General features: G+C 70.2%; 18 protein-coding genes and 1 riboswitch. Of the genes, 7 read left to right on the forward strand and 11 right to left on the reverse strand.

Annotated elements, in window-relative coordinates; all coding sequences use genetic code 11:
• Positions 1–360: 360 nt before the first annotated feature.
• The 3 genes from CEB94_RS06980 (at position 361) to CEB94_RS06990 (ending at position 2,818) form a co-directional block, all read left to right on the forward strand.
• Positions 361–945 carry a hypothetical protein gene (locus CEB94_RS06980; protein ID WP_175431333.1) on the forward strand — a complete coding sequence of 195 codons (585 nt, stop codon included), beginning with the start codon at positions 361–363 and terminating at the stop codon, positions 943–945.
• A gap of 433 nt (positions 946–1,378) precedes the next feature.
• The gene (locus CEB94_RS06985) at positions 1,379–1,582 is read left to right on the forward strand and encodes a DUF5999 family protein (protein WP_030835828.1); all 204 of its coding nucleotides are present in this window, start codon (positions 1,379–1,381) and stop codon (positions 1,580–1,582) included.
• A gap of 210 nt (positions 1,583–1,792) precedes the next feature.
• Entirely contained in the window at positions 1,793–2,818 is a 1,026-nt protein-coding gene (locus CEB94_RS06990; protein WP_246111748.1) for a LacI family DNA-binding transcriptional regulator, read from the forward strand.
• Between the two features lie 62 nt (positions 2,819–2,880).
• On the opposite strand, the gene CEB94_RS06995 is transcribed toward CEB94_RS06990, so the two are convergent.
• The 4 genes from CEB94_RS06995 to CEB94_RS07010 form a co-directional block, all read right to left on the reverse strand.
• Positions 2,881–3,930: an endo-1,4-beta-xylanase gene (locus CEB94_RS06995; RefSeq protein ID WP_175431335.1), complete on the reverse strand. Its 1,050-nt coding sequence runs from the start codon at positions 3,928–3,930 to the stop codon at positions 2,881–2,883.
• A 54-nt stretch (positions 3,931–3,984) separates the two neighbouring features.
• Positions 3,985–4,749: a carbohydrate ABC transporter permease gene (locus CEB94_RS07000; RefSeq protein WP_381107513.1), complete on the reverse strand. Its 765-nt coding sequence runs from the start codon at positions 4,747–4,749 to the stop codon at positions 3,985–3,987.
• A gap of 74 nt (positions 4,750–4,823) precedes the next feature.
• Positions 4,824–5,822: a carbohydrate ABC transporter permease gene (locus CEB94_RS07005; RefSeq protein ID WP_175431337.1), complete on the reverse strand. Its 999-nt coding sequence runs from the start codon at positions 5,820–5,822 to the stop codon at positions 4,824–4,826.
• A gap of 6 nt (positions 5,823–5,828) precedes the next feature.
• A complete protein-coding gene (locus CEB94_RS07010; RefSeq protein WP_175436922.1) occupies positions 5,829–7,121 on the reverse strand; it encodes an extracellular solute-binding protein in 1,293 nt (430 codons plus the stop codon).
• Positions 7,122–7,546: 425 nt separating this feature from the next.
• Here CEB94_RS07010 and CEB94_RS07015 point away from each other — a divergent pair, with 425 nt between their 5' ends.
• Positions 7,547–9,526 (forward strand): APC family permease, encoded by a 1,980-nt coding sequence (locus tag CEB94_RS07015; RefSeq protein WP_175431338.1) that lies wholly within the window; start codon positions 7,547–7,549, stop codon positions 9,524–9,526.
• 1 nt (position 9,527) lies between these two features.
• Here CEB94_RS07015 and CEB94_RS07020 read toward each other — a convergent pair whose 3' ends face one another.
• Positions 9,528–10,124: a DUF1707 SHOCT-like domain-containing protein gene (locus tag CEB94_RS07020; RefSeq protein WP_175431339.1), complete on the reverse strand. Its 597-nt coding sequence runs from the start codon at positions 10,122–10,124 to the stop codon at positions 9,528–9,530.
• Positions 10,125–10,249: 125 nt separating this feature from the next.
• On the opposite strand from CEB94_RS07020, the gene CEB94_RS07025 reads away from it, so the two are divergent.
• On the forward strand, positions 10,250–10,645 hold the full coding sequence (locus tag CEB94_RS07025; protein ID WP_175431340.1) for a TOBE domain-containing protein: 396 nt from the start codon (positions 10,250–10,252) through the stop codon (positions 10,643–10,645).
• 64 nt (positions 10,646–10,709) lie between these two features.
• On the forward strand, positions 10,710–11,129 hold the full coding sequence (locus CEB94_RS07030) for a TOBE domain-containing protein (protein ID WP_175431341.1): 420 nt from the start codon (positions 10,710–10,712) through the stop codon (positions 11,127–11,129).
• 65 nt (positions 11,130–11,194) lie between these two features.
• Here CEB94_RS07030 and gcvP read toward each other — a convergent pair whose 3' ends face one another.
• The gene (gene gcvP, locus CEB94_RS07035; RefSeq protein ID WP_175431342.1) at positions 11,195–14,080 is read right to left on the reverse strand and encodes an aminomethyl-transferring glycine dehydrogenase; all 2,886 of its coding nucleotides are present in this window, start codon (positions 14,078–14,080) and stop codon (positions 11,195–11,197) included.
• Positions 14,081–14,255: 175 nt separating this feature from the next.
• A riboswitch (glycine riboswitch) is annotated at positions 14,256–14,350 on the reverse strand.
• Positions 14,351–14,463: 113 nt separating this feature from the next.
• Between gcvP and CEB94_RS07040 the strand changes: the two genes are divergently transcribed.
• Positions 14,464–14,838: a PRC-barrel domain-containing protein gene (locus tag CEB94_RS07040; RefSeq protein WP_175431343.1), complete on the forward strand. Its 375-nt coding sequence runs from the start codon at positions 14,464–14,466 to the stop codon at positions 14,836–14,838.
• Here the strand turns inward: CEB94_RS07040 and CEB94_RS07045 are convergent.
• From CEB94_RS07045 to CEB94_RS07065, 5 genes are all read right to left on the reverse strand, one after another.
• Positions 14,757–16,211, reverse strand: coding sequence for a DNA polymerase IV (locus CEB94_RS07045; RefSeq protein WP_175431344.1), 1,455 nt, complete (start codon positions 16,209–16,211; stop codon positions 14,757–14,759). The two genes, CEB94_RS07040 and CEB94_RS07045, sit on opposite strands and share 82 nt — an antisense overlap.
• Before the next feature lie 155 nt (positions 16,212–16,366).
• On the reverse strand, positions 16,367–17,050 hold the full coding sequence (locus CEB94_RS07050; protein ID WP_175431345.1) for a MerR family transcriptional regulator: 684 nt from the start codon (positions 17,048–17,050) through the stop codon (positions 16,367–16,369).
• Between the two features lie 293 nt (positions 17,051–17,343).
• The gene (locus CEB94_RS07055; protein ID WP_003988851.1) at positions 17,344–17,817 is read right to left on the reverse strand and encodes a bifunctional nuclease family protein; all 474 of its coding nucleotides are present in this window, start codon (positions 17,815–17,817) and stop codon (positions 17,344–17,346) included.
• A gap of 85 nt (positions 17,818–17,902) precedes the next feature.
• Complete coding sequence (gene ftsR / locus CEB94_RS07060; RefSeq protein WP_175431346.1) at positions 17,903–18,640, reverse strand: transcriptional regulator FtsR; 738 nt, start codon at positions 18,638–18,640, stop codon at positions 17,903–17,905.
• A gap of 53 nt (positions 18,641–18,693) precedes the next feature.
• Complete coding sequence (locus CEB94_RS07065) at positions 18,694–19,647, reverse strand: zinc-ribbon and FHA domain-containing protein (protein WP_175431347.1); 954 nt, start codon at positions 19,645–19,647, stop codon at positions 18,694–18,696.
• Positions 19,648–19,651: the final 4 nt, after the last annotated feature.

Raw genomic sequence — 19,651 nt, forward strand, 5'->3', positions numbered from 1 at the left:
GAACTCGTGAAAAACGCCGACGAGAATGGGCCGACCGGTTCGCGGGCATTCGCCGAGGTCATCGCCGTGCACCCCCGTCTTGAATCGGGATAATTCTCGCGTATCGCCGACCGAATGTACCCTTGTTCTACTCACCGGAAACGGCTAGACGAAACACAGTCTGAACCCGTGTCGTATAAACTCCGCGAACAAGGCAGAAGGTTGGCGCCCACGGTCGATGGGTCCTGGCGTCCAGGCGACGCGGACCCCACCCCCCTCTCGTTCACGACCCGGCCCCTGCCTCTCTGACCCTCGTGAGCTGACAGCGCCGTCCGCCCCCGCCCTCGCGCCACCGTGCCTTTGAATGAGAGGCGACTCACCATGCCGCTGCATGTCCCTCCGGCTCCCGCGCCCGCACTCCGTTCCGTCCTCACTGCGCTCTCCTCTCCCACCGCGGTCCGCGAAGCCCGAACTCCCTCCCTGCTCGGCATCCAGGGACCCGCCACACCCGAGCTCCCCCTGCCCGTGCACGTCCTCGACCACGTGACGGCCGAGGGCGTGTCCGCGACCCGGCTGGCCGGGTGGCGCTTCCTGATCCGCTGCGGCGACCGCGCCGTGGCCGCGGCGGACACCATGCTGACCCCCGACGGCTGGGCCTTCTCCCACTTCTTCGAGGGCCCGTACATCACCTCCACCGAGCGCGCCCTGCGCCAGGCCGAGACGATGCCGCAGCCGTACCAGCCCCGGCTGCTGTCGGTGCCCGGCCTGTACATGCTGACGCTCTGGCTGCATGAGGACTGCACCGCGGACGGTGCCGTCGGCCACCCCGCCGCCACCGATCTGCTCGTCCCGCTGGCGCCCGCACCCCCCGGCATCGCGGCCCATCGCCCGCACCGCGTCGCCGAACTCCTCCCGGTGCTGACCCACCGGGTGACCCCCACGAGACTGCTCGGCTCACCCGCCTGAAGCGTCGCGCGGCTTCTGCGGACCCCGTCGCCGAATTCCGGCGGCGGGGTCGTTCATTTACCGCCCGGCCGCTCGCACGATCGCCTTTCCGCTCACTCGATCGCTCGTCCGAGCACTCAATGGCTCGTACGAGCCGGAATGGCCGTCGACCCGAGCGGACTAGCCCCATCCGACCACTGCGAACCACCCGAAGGGACACCCCAGTTGGGATGAACCGTCCGCGCGGGTGGATGCGTCATCAACCTGTGAGAAGCGGTGCCGCGAAATACCTGCGGATCGACGCTCGTGGGGCAACACTGGGTTCCGACGATTTACACAACGGGGGGCGGCCATGAACGACACTTCTAGCCGCGGAACAGACACGACAGCCGACTCAGTCAACTCGGACGACTCAGCCTCGTCGTCCGTCTCTACCCAGCGAAAGATCCCACCCATGTGCCAGCACCAGACCCAGTGCCCCTCAGCCGACTCCGCCGACCGGGAGTCCGCCCGCCTCGTGGCGCACCACCCGGAACAGGGATGGAGCCTGCTGTGCAACGGCGTGGTGCTCTTCGAGGACACCGGCGAGCTGCTGCCGGACGGCCGGGCCATCGCCCCGCACCGTCCGCTGGCCGGCCAGGTGATGACGGCCGCCTGAGGCCGCTCGGCGGGGCGTCGCCCCGCCGGTCTGACATGAGGGGCCGGCCGCAGGACACCCTGCGAACCGGCCCCGACGCATGTCCGGGGGCCGTCACGCACCGTCACCCCCCGCGACGTCCCGTTCCCGGCCCGGACGCCTTCCCACGGATGCCCGTTTTCCGGAAGACTCCTGGAAGTTTCGCGGTCACCGTCGACGGAGGTGGGGCAAGTGGGAGCACGTGGGGCCGACGCCGAGGGCAAGGTCACGATCACGGAGATCGCCCGGCAGGCCGGCGTGTCCGTACCGACCGTGTCCCGGGTCGTCAACGGCCGGTCCGACGTGTCGCCGCAGACCCGGGCCCGGGTCGAGGACCTGCTGCGCCGGCACGGTTACCGCAAGCGTCCCGCGGCCCCGGGCGCCCGCGCCTCCCTGCTCGACCTCGTCTTCAACGACCTCGACAGCCCCTGGGCCGTGGAGATCATCCGCGGGGTCGAGGAGGTCGCGCACGCCGCCGGGGTCGGCACGGTGGTGTCGGCCATCCACGGGCGTTCCGGTGACGCCCGCGAGTGGATGCGCAACCTGCGGGCCCGCGCCTCCGACGGCGTCATCCTCGTGACCTCCGCCCTGGATCCGACGCTGCACGAGGAGCTGCGGATCCTCGGCGTGCCCCTGGTGGTCGTCGACCCGGCGGGCTCCCCCGCCCTGGACGCCCCCACGATCGGCGCCGCGAACTGGTCGGGCGGCTTGGCGGCCACCGAGCACCTGCTGTCCCTCGGCCACCGCAGGATCGGCCTGATCGCCGGCCCGCCCCGCCTGCTGTGCTCCCGGGCCCGGCTGGACGGCTACCGCGCGGCCCTGGAGGGCGCCGGCATCACGCCGGACGCGTCCCTCGTCGTCCCCGGCGACTTCCGCCCCGAGTCCGGATTCACCGCCTGCACCACCCTGCTCGACCTGCCCGAGCCGCCGACCGCCGTGTTCGCGGCCAGCGACCAGATGGCACTCGGCGCGATCGAGGCACTGCGCCGGCGCGGGCTGCGGGTGCCCGAGGACATGAGCGTGGTCGGTTTCGACGACCTTCCGGAAGTGCGCTGGTCGGCTCCGCCCCTGACGACGGTCCGCCAGCCCCTGGCCGACATGGGCAAACTGGCCGTCCGCACGGTGCTCCGTCTCACCCGCGACGAACAGCCGGACTCGCCGCGTGTGGAGCTGGGCACCGACCTGGTGGTCCGGGCCAGCACGGCACCACCGGCCTGAAGCCCGGCACCAGCGGATGGCGCCCCACCGCCCCCTGTACGGCAGGGCGCCACCCACCCCCGCTACCGTCCCCGGAGCGCCTCACGGATCGCGAAGTACGCGGGCTTCCGCCGCAGTTCCTCGTCCCACGGCAGGGCCGCGCCCTCGCCCGGGAAGAACGCCGGGATCCAGGAGTACTTGTCGGTGTAGTCCCACAGGGTGATTCCGACGCACCGGCGGACCGCCAGGCACGCCTCGGTCAGGTCGCCGTACCACTCGGCCTGCTGGGCCAGCTTCTCCTCGGTCGCGGGCAGCTGCATCCGGATGTCGACCTCGGTCAGCGAGGTGTCGAGACCGAGCCGGGAGAAGCGGCGGAGGTTGTCCTCCAGGGTGGTCGGATAGCCGTACTGCAGGGCGAGATGGGCCTGGAGGCCGATGCCGTGCAGTGGGACGCCCTGAGCCTTCAGCTCCTTGGCCAGCTTGTAGTACGCGTCGCTCTTCGGGCCGATCCCCTCGATGTTGTAGTCGTTGAGGTACAGCTTGACGCGCGGATCGGCCTGGTGCGCCCAGCGCAGCGCGTCGGCGATGTAGCCGGGGCCGAGCGTCTTGTAGAAGACCGACTCGCGGTACGTACCGTCCTCGTTGAACGCCTCGTTGACGACGTCCCAGGCGAACACCTTGCCCCGGTAGTGCCGTACCTCCGTCTGGACATGCTTCTTCAGCACGGCCCTCAGCTCCGGGGCCGTCCACTCCCTGCCCGTGAGCCACCCGGGCAGCTGGCTGTGCCAGACCAGGGTGTGGCCGCGTACCTTCTGCCGGTTGGCCCGGGCGAGGTTCACGATCTCGTCGCCCTGGGAGAAGTCGAACACGCCCTGCTGGGGCTCGGTCGCGTACCACTTCATGCCGTTGCCGGGCGTGATCTGGTCGAACTCGCTGCCGAGCAGGGCCTTGTACGGCCCGTCGACGAGCTCGGGGTTGTCGGTGGCGCTGCCGAAGTAGCGGCCGTGCCGCTGGGCGAGGTCGGCGAGGGTGGGCTGCTGGTGACCCGCTTGGGCGGGAGTGCCGGCTCCGATGCCGGCGGCGACCAGGAGCGCGGCGACGGTGCTGACGAGTCTCAGACGGGTGGTGCGCATGGTGCGACTCCTCACGACAGGTGGGTGGGTAGAGCCGTACGTTCGCGGCGCGTGTCAGCCCTTGGTGGCGCCGGCGGTGAGGCCGCCGACGAGCTGGCGCTCGGCGACCGAGTAGAAGGCGAGGGCGGGGACCATGGCCAGCACCAGATAGGCGAAGACCTTGGCGTACTCCGCGGAGTACTGCCCCTGGAACTGCTGGACGCCGATCGGCAGCGTCCACCACTGCGAGTCGGTGAACACGAGCAGCGGCAGGAAGAAGTTGTTCCAGCTGGTGACGACGGCCAGCACGGAGACGGTGCCGAGCGCGGGCCGGGCCATGGGCAGCAGCACCCGCCAGAAGAAGCCGAACGAGCTGCACCCGTCGAGCGTGGCCGCCTCCTCCAGCTCGCCGGGGATCTGCCGGAAGAAGCCGCGCAGGATGATGATCGTCATCGGCAGTCCGAACGCGGCCTGCGGCAGGATCACGCCGAGGGGGTTGTCCAGCAGGTCCAGGGAGCGCAGCAGCAGGAACAGCGGCAGGGCCGCCACCGCGAACGGGAACATCAGCCCCATGGTGAACAGCGTGAACAGCGTCTCCCGGCCCCGGAAGGCGAACCGCGCGAAGGAGAAGGCCGACAGGGCGGAGACCGCGACGATCAGGACGGTCGTGCCCACCGCGATCAGCGTGCTGTTGCCGATCAGCCGCCAGAAGTCCCCCGAGCCGAGGATCTGGGTGTAGTTGGAGGTCACCCACGACTCGGGCAGACCGACCGGGTTGCGGGAGAGCTCGTCGGTGGACTTGAAGCCGGAGAGCACGGCGTAGAGCAGGGGGACGGCCATGACCGTGCCCACGACGGCCAGGACGAGGTGCAGGCCCCAGGTCTTCCTTCCCCCGCGGGTCCTCTGACTGGTGGTCACTTTCCGTCACCCCGCATGGTCGTGGTGGCCCCTTCGAGGTCGCGCCGGAGCACGAACCGCTGGTAGGCGAGGGCGAAGACGAGGCTGATGCCGAACATGACCACGCTGATCGCGCTGGCGTAGCCGACCTGGTAGCGCTTGAAGCCGTACTGGAACATGGTCACGGCCATGGTCTCGGAGTGGTGGTCGGGGCCGCCCGCGGTGGTCACCCACACCAGGTCGAAGAGCTGGATGGAGCCGATGACCGACAGGAACACGCTGATACGCAGGGTGGGCGCGAGCAGCGGCAGGGTGACGTTGCGGAACCGCTGCCAGGCACTCGCCCCGTCGATGAGCGCCGCCTCGGTCAGTTCCCGGGGGACGGCCTGAAGCCCGGCGAGGTACAGCATCATGTGGAAGCCGAAGTACTTCCAGGTCATGACCAGGAAGACGGTCGCCATGACGGTGGACGGATCGGCGAACCACTCCCCGCCCAGCCCTTCCAGGCCGACCTTGCCGAGGACTTGGTCGGCGAAGCCGTCGTCCGGAGCGAAGATCATGCCGAAGAGGATTCCGGTGATGGCCTCGGACAGGACGTACGGGGCGAAGAACAGCATCCGGTAAACCGCCCGGCCGCGCATCCGCTGGTTGAGCAGAACGGCCATGGCGAGCGCGAACGGCAGCTGGAACGCGAGCGAGAGCACCACCAGGAGCAGGCAGCGCCACAGGTCGCCGAGGAAGACGTCGTCCTGGAAGAGCCGGGTGAAATTCTCGCCGCCGATGTAGTCGGAGGGCATGCCGAAGCCGCCCCAGCGGAAGAACGCGGCGTACAGGGCGAACAGCATCGGCAGCAGCACGAGCCCCATGAACAGCACCAAGGCGGGGAGTTGGAAGCCGGCCGCCGTGAGCCAGTGCAGCGCGCGTCGCCGGGACCGTCCCGTGGGCCGGCCCGGGACCGGGGGCGGGGAACCGGCGCCGGGGCCGGTCCGTTTGTCCGGCAGGAACGTGGAGGTCATCGCCGGCTACTGCTCTTCCTTCGCGGTCTTCGTGATCGACTGGGCGACCTGCCCGGGCGACTTGGAGCCGGCGATGAGCGCGGCCACGCTGTCGTTGACCTCCTGGCCGACGGCGGGCGCGTACGCCTGGTCGAGGTAGAGCTGGAAGCCGGTGGCTGCCTTCAGCTGGGCCTGTACGGCCTTGATGTTGGGGTCGGTGATGGCGCTCTCGGCCGCGGGGACCACGGGCAGGACACCGGTCTTCTTGACCAGTTCCAGGTCGGTGGCCTCGGACGCGAAGAACTTGAGGAAGTCCACGGCCTCCTGCGGCGCACCCCGGCGCAGTGCGTGCCCGCCGCCGCCGCCGAACACCTCGGTGATGGCGCCCTTGCCGCCCTCGACCGCGGGGAACGGGAAGAAGCCGAGATCCTTGCCGAGGCCCTTGCCCGAGTCGGCCTGCACGGTGGGCGCCCACTGGCCCATGAGCTCCATCGCCGCCTTGCCGTTGCCGACGGCGGCGGCCTGGCCGGTGGGCGAGGAGTAGGCGGCGCCGAGGAAGCCCTTCTGGAACGGCTGGAGGCCGACGAGTTCCTCCAGGTGCTCGCCCGCCTCAACGAAGGGGGCGCCGGTGAAGTCCTTGTCGTCGTAGGCCTTTTGGAGCGCCTCGGCGCCGGCGGTGCGCATCGCCAGGTAGGCCCAGTAGTACATGCCGGGCCACTTCTCCTTGCCGGCCAGTGCCAGCGGGGTGACCTCGGCGGCCTTGAGCTTGCGTACGGCGTCGAGGAAGCCGTTCCAGGTGGTCGGGGGCTCGGCGATGCCGGCCTTCGCGAAGAGCGCCTTGTTGTACCAGAAGCCGATCATGCCGATGTCGAACGGTATGCCGTAGGCCTGGTCGTCGAACAGGTACGGCTCCCTGGCGACCGGCAGCAGGGCGTCGCCCCACGGCTTGGTGCTGTCCGTGAGGTTCTCGACGAGCCCGGCGTCGACCTGCTGCTTCAGTACGCCGCCGCCCCAGGTGTGGAAGATGTCGGGGAGCTTCCCGGAGGCGGTCAGGGCCGTCATCTTCGACTTGTAGGCGTCGTTCTCCAGCTGGACGATCTTTATCTTGACCTTGGGGTTCTGCGCCTCGAACTTCCGGGCGAGGGCGGCCCAGACGCCCTTGGCCGGCTCGGTGGTGGAGATGTTCCACCATTCGATCGTGGTCGTCCCGGACGACCCTCCGTCCGAGTCCCCGCCGCATGCGGTCAGTGCCGTCATTCCGATACCGGCCGCGGCGGAGGCCGCCATGAAGCCGCGGCGGGACAGTGCCGGGTCGCCCATCATGCGCTCCTCGAAAGTTTCGACATAGATCCAGAAAGGTTCGTTGCTGCCGAACCCTAGAGACAGCCGCTAAACGGTGGCAACCCCTTGTACACGCTGAATCTTGGGTCACCACAGGGACGTGGTGGGGCAGCGAAACATTCGGCTCTATAGACGAACGTTACGAGGCAGACCTCGTCGTGATCACAGAGGGTGTCCACCCGCGAGCCGCACACCGACACCGCCCACTTCACAGACCGAGCCCTCCCATGGGCTCTCAGCTCGCGTTTTTCGCACCTCCGGCCGCCCCGGCCGCGAGTCTTAACGGAAGCTTGACGCGCACAGCCCCCTCATCCACGGGCCACTGCATCACGCTCCGCTTACGCTGATCGGGCCGTCCAGTGATGGCCGGAAACCACGCTGAGCCGCACATCGGGAGCACGTCGATGGCCACCACCGAGCACCCGGCACCGAGCCGTCCGGAGCCCGCTCCACCCAGCCGCCTGCGCGCCTGGATGCTGGAGGGCCTGGCCGACATGGGCAAGAGCGGCGGCCACACCGGGCCCCACGCAGAACCGGAGCCTCCGCACGGGGGACAGCGCTGGTGGCGGGTGATGTGCCTGACCGGCGTCGACTACTTCTCGACCCTCGGCTACCAGCCGGGGATCGCGGCCCTCGCCGCCGGACTGCTGTCACCGATCGCGACCATCGTCCTGGTCGTCGTCACGCTGGCCGGCGCCCTGCCCGTCTACCGCCGGGTGGCCGAGGAGAGCCCCCACGGCGAGGGCTCGATCGCCATGCTGGAAAGGCTGCTCTCCTTCTGGCAGGGCAAGTTGTTCGTGCTGACCCTGCTGGGTTTCGCCGCCACCGACTTCCTCATCACCATCACCCTGTCGGCCGCCGACGCCTCCACCCACCTCGTGGAGAACCCGCATCTGACCGGCGTCCTGCACGACCGGCAGATGCTGATCACGCTGGTGCTGGTGGCCCTGCTCGGCGCGGTGTTCCTCAAGGGCTTCATGGAGGCGATCGGCGTCGCGGTCGCCCTCGTCGGTGCCTACCTCGCGCTGAACGTGGTCGTGGTGGTCGTCGGCCTCTACCACGTCATCACGGCGGGTCATGTGGTCACCGACTGGTCGAGCGCCCTCACCACCCAGCACAGCAACGTCTTCGCCATGATCGGCGTCGCGCTGCTCGTCTTCCCGAAACTGGCCCTCGGCCTCTCCGGGTTCGAGACGGGCGTCGCCGTGATGCCGCACGTCCAGGGCGACCCGGACGACACCGAGGCACGGCCGACCGGCCGCATCCGCGACACGAAGAAGCTGCTCACCACCGCCGCGCTGATCATGAGCGTCTTCCTGATCACCACCAGCTTCATCACCACCCTCCTCATCCCGGAGAGGGAGTTCGAGGCGGGCGGCCAGGCCAACGGCCGCGCGCTCGCGTACCTGGCGCACGACTACCTGGGCAACACCTTCGGCACCGTCTACGACGTCTCGACGATCGCCATCCTCTGGTTCGCCGGCGCCTCCGCGATGGCCGGACTGCTCAACCTGATGCCGCGCTATCTGCCCCGCTACGGCATGGCCCCCCACTGGGCCCGCGCCGTGCGGCCCATGGTCATCGTCTTCACCCTGATCGCCTTCCTGGTCACGTGGATCTTCGACGCCGACGTCAACGCCCAGGGCGGTGCCTACGCCACCGGTGTGCTGGTCCTCATCAGCTCCGCCGCGATCGCGGTGACCATCGCCGCCCGCAAGGCCCGGCAGCGGAACTGGACCGTCGCCTTCGCGGTGATCTCCGCGGTGTTCCTCTACACGACCGTGCTCAACGTCATCGAGCGCCCGGACGGCGTGAAGATCGGCGCCTGCTTCATCGCCGGCATCATCCTGGTCTCCCTGCTGTCACGGCTGGCCCGGGCGTTCGAGCTCCGCGTGACCGGCGTGACGCTGGACGACATGGCGCAGCGTTTCGTCCGGGACATGGCCAGCCGCCGGATGCGGTTCATCGCCAACGAACCCGACCGGCGCGACATCGCCGAGTACCGCGACAAGATCGACCAGATCCGGCACGACAACGACGTGCCCGACCAGGAGGACTTCGTCTTCGTCGAGGTGACGGTCACCGACCCGTCCGAGTTCGAGGCGGGCCTGACCGTACGCGGCGAGGTGCTGCACGGGCGCTACCGCGTCCTGACCCTGGAGTCGTCCTCCATCCCCAACGCCCTGGCCGCGCTTTTGCTGCACGCCCGCGACTCGACGGGCTGCACCCCGCACATCTACTTCGAGTGGACCGAGGGCGGACCCTTCGCCAACTTCCTGCGCTTCTTCCTGTTCGGCCAGGGCGAGGTCGCGCCGGTGACCCGCGAGGTCCTGCGTGAGGCGGAGCCCGACCGGAAGCGGCGGCCGAAGGTGCACGTGGGCTGAGTCAGGCCGTCGCGCTCCGCCGGCCGAAACCCCTGCGCGGCGGGCGCACCACGATCTGCCCGTAGTGGATCTCACCCGTGATCCGTACCCGCAGCAGTACAGGGGCCTCGACCGGCCGGCGCGCCTTGATCTCGGAGTAGTTCATCACCAGGCCGCCGGTGTCCACGACGACGCCCGGCCGGGTCATCACCTTCAGGGCACCGGCGTGCAGGTCCAGGTCGACGTCCAGGGTGTCGTGTGTGATCACCGCGTCGGTGAAGTCGAGTGTCACCTCGCCCCACGCCGAACGGATCTCCAGCCGCCGCGGCACCACCCAGCCGTCGCCCCGCCGGGTCGAGGCCCCCTCCTGCCGGATCCGGACGACTTCCTCGGCCTCGACGGGTGCCCCTCCGGCCGCCGCGGGCAGATCCGCCGTCAGCACCACGAGTTCGCCCACCGTACGGGCCGACAGGGCGGCCTCCAGCCGCTCGTCGAGCTCCTCCAGAGTGAGCCGACCGTCGCCCGCGGCGACGCGCAGCACATCCACGGTCCGGTCCCGGTCCGCGTGCGACGCCCTCACCTCGGGCGATCCGCCGGTCCGCGCGATCTCCGCCGTCATCACTCCACCCCGATCCCCCCGGGCACGGCACCCGGCCACCAGTCGAGACTAACGCTATATCGCGTTATACCCAACGGCCAACCCCGCATCCGCTGTTCCCCTCCCGCACGCCTATCGTGACCGGCATGCAGTCCTACACGATCGGCCAGGCAGCACGGCTGCTCGGCGTGAGCCCGGACACCGCCCGCCGCTGGGCGGACGCGGGCCGCGTCACGACCCACCGCGACGAGGCCGGACGACGGCTCATCGACGGACGGGACCTGGCCGCGTTCTCGGTCGAACTCGCCCGGTCCGGCGCCGCCGAGGAGGACGCCCCGTACACCTCGGCCCGCAACGCCTTCCCCGGCATCGTCACCGCGATCAAACTCGGCGACGTCGCCGCCCAGGTGGAGATCCAGGCGGGCCCGCACCGGCTCGTCTCCCTGCTCACCCGCGAGGCGGTGGAGGAACTCGGCCTGGAGGTCGGCATGGAGGCGACGGCCCGCGTGAAGTCGACGAACGTCCACATCGACCGCGTCTGAACAGTCCAGCGACGCAGACGCAGGCATACCGGGCCAGAAGCACCCACCGGGCTACGGTGCACCCATGAGCCTGAGTATCCGCAACCAGCTCCCCGGCACCGTCACGGCCGTCACCCCGGGCGAGGCCATGGCGACGGTCAGGGTCCGCCTCACCGGCGGCCAGGACCTCACCGCGGCGATCACCCGCGAGGCCGCGGAAGACCTCCGTCTCACTCCGGGCACCCCAGTGCGCGCCCTGTTGAAGTCGACGGAGGTCTCCCTGGCCACCGCGCCCATCGAGGGCCTGTCGATCCGCAACCAGCTCCCCGGTACGGTCACGGACATCGCGGCCGGCGACGCGATGGCGTCCGTCCGCGTCACGGTCGAGGGCGGCGAACTGACCGCCGCGATCACCAGGGACGCGGCGGAAGACCTCGCCCTGTCACCCGGGATCCCCGTCATCGCCCTGATCAAGGCGACCGAGGTGTCACTCGCCACCACATGACGCGGCGGTGAACGACGAAAGGGGCCCCGCAACCGCGGAGCCCCTCCCTGTGACCGGTCGGCCGGTCAGTCCTCGTACGCGTCCAGCGGCGGGCAGGAGCACACCAGGTTCCGGTCGCCGAAGGCCTGGTCGATGCGGCGCACCGGCGGCCAGTACTTGTCGGCGGTCGACACCCCGGCCGGGAAGACGGCCTCCTCACGGCTGTAGGCGTGCTCCCACGTCCCGGCGAGCGCGCCGGCGGTGTGCGGGGCACCGCGCAGCGGGTTGTCGTCCGCGGGCCACTCGCCGGAGCCGACCTTCTCGATCTCCGCGCGAATGGCGATCATCGCCTCGCAGAACCGGTCCAGCTCGGCCAGGTCCTCCGACTCGGTCGGCTCGATCATCAGCGTCCCTGCCACCGGGAACGACATGGTCGGCGCGTGGAAGCCGTAGTCGATCAGCCGCTTGGAGACGTCGTCGACGCTCACGCCGGTCGCCTTGGTCAGGGGCCGCAGGTCGATGATGCACTCGTGCGCGACGAGCCCGCCGGGACCGGTGTAGAGCACCGGGTAGTGCGGCTCCAGCCGCTTGGCGATGTAGTTGGCGCTGAGCACGGCCACCTGCGTGGCCCGCTTCAGCCCCTCGCCGCCCATCAGCCGGACGTACGCCCACGAGATCGGCAAAATGCCGGCGGAGCCCCACGGCGCCGCGGAGAGTGGCCCGACACCCGTCTCCGGTCCCGCGTCGGGCTGCAACGGGTGGTTCGGCAGATAGGGGGCGAGGTGCTCGCGCACCGCGACCGGGCCGACGCCGGGACCGCCGCCGCCGTGCGGGATGCAGAAGGTCTTGTGCAGGTTCAGGTGCGAGACGTCCCCGCCGAAGTGCCCCGGCTTGGCGAGCCCGACGAGCGCGTTGAGGTTCGCCCCGTCGACGTAGACCTGGCCACCGGCCTCGTGCACCTGGGCGCAGATGTCGGCGACGTGCTCCTCGAACACGCCATGCGTGGAGGGGTACGTGATCATCAGCACGGCCAGCTCGTCGCGGTACTGCTCGATCTTCGCCCGCAGGTCCTCGACGTCGATCTCGCCGTCCTCGGCGGTCTTCACGACGACGACCTTCATGCCCGCCATCACCGCGCTGGCGGCGTTGGTGCCGTGCGCGGACGACGGGATCAGGCATACCGTGCGCTGCTTGTCCCCGTTGGCCCGGTGGTACCCGCGAACGGCGAGCAGACCGGCCAGCTCGCCCTGCGAGCCGGCGTTCGGCTGGAGGGACACCTTGTCGTAGCCGGTGACCTCGGCGAGCCGGTCCTCCAGCTCGTGGATGAGGGTGAGGTAGCCCGCGGCCTGCCCGGCGGGCGCGAAGGGGTGCATCTGCCCGAACTCGGGCCAGGTGACCGGCTCCATCTCGGTGGTCGCGTTGAGCTTCATGGTGCAGGAGCCCAGCGGGATCATGCCCCGGTCGAGCGCGTAGTCGCGGTCGGCCAGCCGGCGCAGGTAGCGCAGCATGGCGGTCTCGGAGCGGTGCTGATGGAAGACGGGGTGCGTCAGGTAGTCGTCGGTCCGCAGCAGCGCGCCCGGAAGCCCGTCCTCCGTGGCCGTGTCCAGCGCCTCGACGACGCCCTCGACCCCGAAGGCGGCCCAGACGGCCCGCAGCTGAGCGCGCGTCGTGGTCTCGTCGCAGGCGATCGAGACGTGGTCGGCGTCCACGGGCCACAGGTTGACCCCGTTGTCCCGCGCGGCGGCCACGACCTCGGCGGCCCGGCCCTCGACGCGCACGGTCAGAGTGTCGAAGTAGGCGCCGTGCACGACCTCGACACCGCCGCCCTCGAGCCCGGCGGCGAGGACCGTGGCGTACCGGTGGGTGCGCCGCGCGATGCCCTTCAGGCCCTGCGGGCCGTGGTAGACGGCGTACATGCCGGCCATGACCGCGAGGAGCACCTGCGCGGTGCAGATGTTGCTGGTGGCCTTCTCCCGGCGGATGTGCTGCTCACGCGTCTGCAGCGCCAGCCGGTACGCCTTGTTCCCGTCGGCGTCCACGGACACGCCGACGAGCCGCCCGGGCAGGCTGCGCGCCATCTTGTCCTGGACCGCCATATAGCCGGCGTGCGGTCCGCCGAAGCCCATGGGCACGCCGAAGCGCTGCGTCGTCCCGACGGCGATGTCCGCGCCGAGCTCACCGGGCGACTTCAGCAGCGTCAGCGCCAGCAGGTCGGCGGCGACGGTGACGAGTGCCCCGAGCCCGTGCGCCTGGTCGATGACCGGCTTGATGTCCCGCACCGCACCGGAGGCGCCCGGGTACTGGATCAGCACACCGTTGATCTCGCGCCCGGCGACCTCGGCGGGGATGCCATCGCCGAGGTCGGCGACGACGACCTCGACCCCCGTCGGCTCGGCCCGGGTCCGGATCACGGCGATGGTCTGCGGCAGCGCGTCCGCGTCGACCAGGAACAGACCCTTCTTATTCTTGCCCAGACGCCGCGACAGCGCCATGGCCTCGGCGGCCGCGGTGCCCTCGTCGAGCAGGGAGGCGCCGGAGGTCGGCAGTCCGGTCAGGTCGGCGACCATCGTCTGGAAGTTGAGCAGCGCCTCGAGCCGGCCCTGCGAGATCTCCGGCTGGTACGGCGTGTAGGCCGTGTACCAGGACGGGTTCTCCATGACGTTGCGCATCACGACCGGCGGGGTGAACGTGCCGTAGTAGCCGAGGCCGATCATGGAACCGAGGACCTGGTTGCGGTCGGCCAGCGAGCGCAGCTCGGCGATCACCTCGGCCTCGCTGCGGGCGCCCGGCAGGTCCAGTGCCTCGGCGCTCGCGATCACGGCCGGGACCGCGGCGGCGGTGAGCTCGTCGAGTGAGCCGTAGCCGACGTGTGCGAGCATCTTGGCGCAGGCCTCGTGGTCGGGGCCGATATGGCGCTGCTCGAAGGGGACAGCCTCTTCGAGCTCGGAGAGCGGAGTGCGGTGGGCGGTCATTACGGAGGCCTCCTGGTCGACACGACCTTCGAGGGGCACCACGGCGCGGGTACCCGGACGGCCTCCCCCTCTGTCATCTCAACCTGAGAGCTTCACCGGATCGCCCGAAGGCCTCCGGCTTTCACCGTCGGTGAGAGCGGAAGCCGTCGACACCCGCCCTGCTTTCCAGAGTGACCTCGTCCGTGCGGTACGTGAGCCTGAGAGATTCCGGGGAGGATTTGCTCCTTCGGCGCCTCCATGACGTCTGGAGGACTCTCCCGCACGGTGTCAACAGCCGCTGCCAGCGTACCAGCGGGGTCAACGCACGAACCTTCGAGTGGCCGCATCCCCGCTTGTACCGTTTTGTAGTGTTTACGGATGAGGTGCGACCATGTGGAGGGCCCGTGCGAACCGATATCGATCCGCGCAACCTGATCGGCCGCAAGGCGTTCGACCGCAACGGGACCAGGATCGGCACGATCGACGAGGTCTACCTCGACGACGCCACCGGCGAGCCGGAATGGGCGGCCATACGCACCGGCCTGTTCAGCAGGGACGCCTTCGTCCCCCTGGAGCCCAGCGAACTGATCGAGGGCTCCCTCCACGTCCCCTTCGACCGCGCCCTGATCAAGGACGCCCCCGACTTCGGCGTGGGCCGCCACCTCTCCCCCGAGCAGGAACTGCAGCTCTATCACCACTACGGCCTCGACGTCGCCGCCCCGCCCCCGCTGCCGGACCACGACTTCGGCAAGCTGGCGGGCACCGACGAGACGGCCTGAGACCCTGCCCCGGGCACTCCGTCTCCCTCTTCGGGCCCTCGTAACACCAACGGCAGCGGGTCGGCCGCCTCCAGATCCGGATCGTCGACCCGGAAGGTCCGCACGCGCCCGGGCTCCGAGGAGGGCGTCTCGAACCGTACGGTGACCCGCCCCAGGCCGCTGCCCTGCACCCATCCGTGCCCGAACTCGGCATGGCGCACGTCGTGCCCGGCGGGCCACCGCCGCTCGGCCAGTGACGGCTGCTCCTCGGCCGGCGCCGGGGCGTGCTCCTCGACGGGGCCCTCCGCGACCGCCCGCTCCCCCGCCGCCTGTGCGAACAGGTCTTCCTGCGTGTAGTCGGCGAGCCCGCTGACCCCCACCCCGAGCAGCCGCACCCCGCCCGTCGTGTCCACCGAGTCCAGCAGTCTGCCCGCCGCCTCACGGATCACGGCGGGATCGTCCGTCGGCCCGCGCAGCGTCTCGGACCGGGTGAGCGTCGAGAAGTCGTAGCGCCGCACCTTCAGCACGATGGTCCGCCCGGACAGGCCGGCCCCGCGCAGCCGCCGCACGCACCGCTCGGCGAGCCGCTGCACCTCCAGCCCGACCCGCGTCCGGTCGTGGATGTCGACGTCGTAGGTGTCCTCGACCGACACCGACTTCGTCTCGCGCTCCGCCACCACGGGCCGGTCGTCCCGCGCCAGCGCCATGGCGTAGAGACCGTGCCCGTGCGCCTTCCCCAGCAGCCGGACCAGCTCGTCCTCGCCCGCCTCGGCGATCTCCTCGACCGTGGTGATCCCGGCCCGCCGCAGATGGTCGCCCGTCGCCGGCCCCACCCCCGGCAGGATCCGCACCGACATCGGCCCGAGCATCGCCCGCTCGCTCCCCGGCTCGATGACCACCAGCCCGTCGGGCTTGGCCTCCTCCGAGGCGATCTTCGCGAGCATCTTGGACGCGGCGAGCCCCACCGACCCCGTGAGGCCCGTGACAGCCCGGATGTCCGCGCGCAGCTTCACCCCGGCCAGCCGTGCCGACCGCTCGTCCCAGGCCACTCCCCCGGCCTCCAGGTCCACGAACGCCTCGTCGAGGCTCAGCGGTTCCACCAGCGGCGACAGCGCACGCAGCAGCTCCATGACCCGCTCGCTGATTGACCGGTAGAAGGTGAAGCGCGGCACGAGATACGCGGCGTTGGGCGCGAGCCGCCGGGCCTGGCCCATGGGCATGGCCGAATGCACCCCGAAGACCCGCGCCTCGTACGACGCGGTCGCCACCACACCCCGCGGCCCGAGCCCGCCCACGACCACGGCCTTCCCGCGCAGACTCGGCTTGGACGCCTGCTCCACCGAGGCGAAGAAGGCATCCATGTCGAGATGCAGGATCGTGGGTGCGGTTCTCACAACTCCGATGCTGCCCTACACCACTGACAATGCCCCCCGCGGCCACCCTGAACGCCCCGCGCGGGGCCCTGAACGCCCCACGAGAAACCGCTTACGCCCCGGCGCGGAAACGTCCCGCCTCCTGCGACCGCGTGCGTCCCGCGCCGCCGGACGGCTCAGACGGCTCGGTTGCGCCGACGCGCCAGCTCGTCCGCCGGGTTGGGCCCGACCAGGGTCTCGCCGGTGTCGATCCGCTCACCATGCAGCTGGGACAGCGCGCTCTCGACGTCCCGCCACACCACGCCCACGGCGATCCCGAACACACCCTGACCGCCTTGGAGCAGGGCATGGACCTCGTCGGGCGAGGTGCACTCGTAGACCGTCGCGCCGTCGCTCATCAGCGTCATGCGTTCCAGGTCGCTGAAACCGCGTTCCCTGAGGTGCTGGACGGCCGTGCGGATGTTCTGCAGTGACACCCCGGTGTCGAGGAACCGCTTGACGATCTTCAGGACGACCACGTCCCGGAAGCTGTACAGCCGCTGCGTCCCGGACCCGTGCGCGGGGCGCACGCTCGGCTCGACGAGCCCCGTGCGGGCCCAGTAGTCCAATTGCCGGTAGGTGATACCGGCGGCCGCACAGGCCGTGGGGCCGCGATAGCCGATCTGCTCGGACGCCATGGACGTCGTCCCTCCGCTGCTCGGCACCGCTGTCGGTCGCTGCGGAACGTGCTCGGCCGCGCCACCGGGCTGGGGGCATCCTCCGCCCGGGAGGGGCCGTGAGCCGGGGGGAGGGTACGGACCGCTCGCCCTGAGACTGCGCTCGGGGCCGCCCCCAGCCGTACCGTCGCCGCTGCTTCTCACGCCGACCTCCGTCCTTGACCTGCCTTCTCGACGGTAGGCAGTCACCAGGGGTGCGTCAACGATCGCCACACTCGCCACGCCGAGTGATAATCACCCTGAGAGTGGTTTCCCGTGCCCCACCGCGGGGAAAGGCTAGCCGAATGTCCCCGGAACGGGCCGTATGACGCTCTGACTCACCACCGGCGCATGCGGGCATTTCACCCGTCACACATACGGCGGGCGGCCCCGCCCCGGACCACATCGTCCGCCGGGCCGCCCACACGCCTCTCAGACCACTGCCGCTCCCCAGGAGCTCACTGACTGCTGGAGCCGAAGTCCTCCGGGGAGATCTGGTCGAGGAACTCGCGGAACTTCTCCACCTCGTCCTCCTGCTCGTCCGGGATCGCGATGCCGGCGTCGTCGAGCACCGTGTCACTGCCGTAGATCGGCGTCCCGGTGCGCAGCGCGAGAGCTATGGCGTCGGACGGGCGGGCGCTCACCTCGACGCCGCTGGCGAAGACCAGCTCCGCGTAGAAGACGCCCTCACGCAGGTCCGTGATGCGCACTTCCGTGAGCTCCTGGCCGACGGCTTCCAACACGTCCTTGAACAGGTCGTGTGTCAGCGGCCGCGCGGGAGCCATGCCCTGCTGGGCGAAGGCGATCGCCGTCGCCTCCCCCGGTCCGATCCAGATGGGGAGGTAACGGTCGCCTCCCACTTCACGCAGCAGCACGATCGGTTGGTTGGAGGGCATTTCGACCCGGACACCTACGACATCGAGCTCGTTCACACAGCAACCCTAGGCCGTGCTCGGGACGTTTGGGTAGTCGGGCCCGGCTCGGGCGCCTGATCCGGGCCCCGAGCGCGCGGGCGCCTCAGGGCAGCCGTACGCCGAGCGCCGTCTGCACCAACGCGGCGTGCAGCTTCACCGTGAGCCCCGCCAGCTCTTTGGTACGGGCCTCGGCATGAACCCTGGTCTGCGGGTTCCGGTGCCGCCTCAGCGGGGCCACCACCTGGTCCACGAGCCCGGCCTCACGGTCGGCTGCGGCCTTCATCGCCCGAAGGTGCCGCGGCTCGATCCCGAACCGCCCGAGCTCGACGACGAGCAGCGCGACGGTGACCGCCTCGGCATCGTAGGCCCCGTCCTCCAGAGGGGTGAGGAGGCCGTAGGACTCCCACTCCTTGAACTCCTGCTCGTCGACACCGGCGGCGGCGAGCAGCTCCTCACGCCCGATCCTGGCCGCTGTGGGCCCCTCGAACGACTCGGACGCGGATTCGCCGTCCCGCTGACGGCCCACGACCGGCAGCTGCACGGCCTCACCGCGCTCCATGGCCTCCAAGTGCTCCCGGATCACCTTCAGGGGCAAATAGTGGTCCCGCTGCATCCTCAGGACGTGACCGAGGCGCTCGACGTCATGGGCACTGAACTTGCGATACCCCGACGGGGTCCGCTGCGGCTCGATGAGCCCTTCCGACTCCAGGAAGCGGATCTTGGAGATGGTCACTTCGGGAAACTCGTCACGCAGCACGTTCAGCACCGTGCCGATGCTCATCAGCCCACTGTCCGTGGCGGCGGCGCCGTGCCCGGCACCGCCGCTCGGTGTTTGAAGCATGGACCTTCCCTGACGGATGGGCCTTCGCTGGGCTCTGTCCGGACGCGGCCCGGTCAGTAGCCCCGCTGGCTGGCGTGGAAGACCAGCCGGTACTTGCCGATCTGCACCTCGTCACCGTTGTTCAGGGCGACCTGGTCGATCCGCTCGCGGTTCACGTACGTGCCGTTCAGGCTGCCCACGTCGGCCACCGTGAACGAACCGTCCTGACCGCGGCGGAACTCCACGTGCCGCCGGGACACCGTCACGTCGTCCAGGAAGATGTCGCTCTGCGGATGCCGCCCGGCCGTGGTCAGATCGCCGTCCAGCAGGAAGCGGCTGCCCGAGTTCGGCCCGCGGCGCACCACCAGGAGCGCGGAACCCAGCGGGAGCGCGTCGACGGCGGCCTGAGCCTCAGGGGACAGCGTCGGCATCGGCGTCTGGCCGGTGGTCTCGCTGTCGTAGGCCTCGAGACCGGAGATGGAGATCGTGGAAGTCGTCTCGGACGGCCGCTCCGGGGCCGCCCCCGCCCGCAGCGGCGCGCCGCAGTTGGAGCAGAAACGGCTGTTCTCCGCGTTGCGGTTACCGCACCTCGTACACACCAGGGCCGACATCGGATCCTCCTGCCGCGGCTGCCCACCGGGGGCATTGGACGCATACGGGTCGGAAAACCCTCCACCCGCACCTGAGGTTGACGGTTGCCCGAAACCTATGCCGCCGGGCTGCGCAGGGTCAACCGACGGCGCGCCCTGACCTCCGGAAACGTCGCCGCCCGGGCCGCCGACCTGGTCCCGGAACAGCGGCCTCTGGCCCTCCGCGTCAGGCTGTGCGCGATGACGAGCGGTCGCATTGTCGCTGCCCTCTCGCGCGCTCTTGCCGAACAACTTCGCAAACAACTTCACGGGCGATTCCCCTTGACCGAAACAGACCCGCCCGTGGGGCAGGACGAACCCTGACTGAACACTCTGGCCGACCCGGACATCCTGACAACGTCCGTCTGCACCAGACAGTTTCCACCACGCACCGCCCATTCGG

Origin of the sequence: Streptomyces hawaiiensis, from assembly GCF_004803895.1 — a bacterium.
GTDB lineage: Bacteria > Actinomycetota > Actinomycetes > Streptomycetales > Streptomycetaceae > Streptomyces > Streptomyces hawaiiensis.

What these genes read in the sequence shown, in the direction of transcription:
- gcvP (WP_175431342.1), bottom strand. Translation starts at nt 14,080, where the DNA reads ATGACCGCCCACCGCACTCCGCTCTCCGAGCTCGAAGAGGCTGTCCCC.
- CEB94_RS07010 (WP_175436922.1), bottom strand. Translation starts at nt 7,121, where the DNA reads ATGGGCGACCCGGCACTGTCCCGCCGCGGCTTCATGGCGGCCTCCGCC.
- CEB94_RS06995 (WP_175431335.1), bottom strand. Translation starts at nt 3,930, where the DNA reads ATGCGCACCACCCGTCTGAGACTCGTCAGCACCGTCGCCGCGCTCCTG.
- CEB94_RS06985 (WP_030835828.1), top strand. Translation starts at nt 1,379, where the DNA reads ATGTGCCAGCACCAGACCCAGTGCCCCTCAGCCGACTCCGCCGACCGG.
- CEB94_RS07065 (WP_175431347.1), bottom strand. Translation starts at nt 19,647, where the DNA reads ATGGGCGGTGCGTGGTGGAAACTGTCTGGTGCAGACGGACGTTGTCAG.
- CEB94_RS07020 (WP_175431339.1), bottom strand. Translation starts at nt 10,124, where the DNA reads ATGACGGCGGAGATCGCGCGGACCGGCGGATCGCCCGAGGTGAGGGCG.
- CEB94_RS07000 (WP_381107513.1), bottom strand. Translation starts at nt 4,749, where the DNA reads ATGGCCGTCCCCCTGCTCTACGCCGTGCTCTCCGGCTTCAAGTCCACC.
- CEB94_RS06980 (WP_175431333.1), top strand. Translation starts at nt 361, where the DNA reads ATGCCGCTGCATGTCCCTCCGGCTCCCGCGCCCGCACTCCGTTCCGTC.
- ftsR (WP_175431346.1), bottom strand. Translation starts at nt 18,640, where the DNA reads ATGCTTCAAACACCGAGCGGCGGTGCCGGGCACGGCGCCGCCGCCACG.
- CEB94_RS07005 (WP_175431337.1), bottom strand. Translation starts at nt 5,822, where the DNA reads ATGACCTCCACGTTCCTGCCGGACAAACGGACCGGCCCCGGCGCCGGT.
- CEB94_RS07015 (WP_175431338.1), top strand. Translation starts at nt 7,547, where the DNA reads ATGGCCACCACCGAGCACCCGGCACCGAGCCGTCCGGAGCCCGCTCCA.
- CEB94_RS07030 (WP_175431341.1), top strand. Translation starts at nt 10,710, where the DNA reads ATGAGCCTGAGTATCCGCAACCAGCTCCCCGGCACCGTCACGGCCGTC.
- CEB94_RS07025 (WP_175431340.1), top strand. Translation starts at nt 10,250, where the DNA reads ATGCAGTCCTACACGATCGGCCAGGCAGCACGGCTGCTCGGCGTGAGC.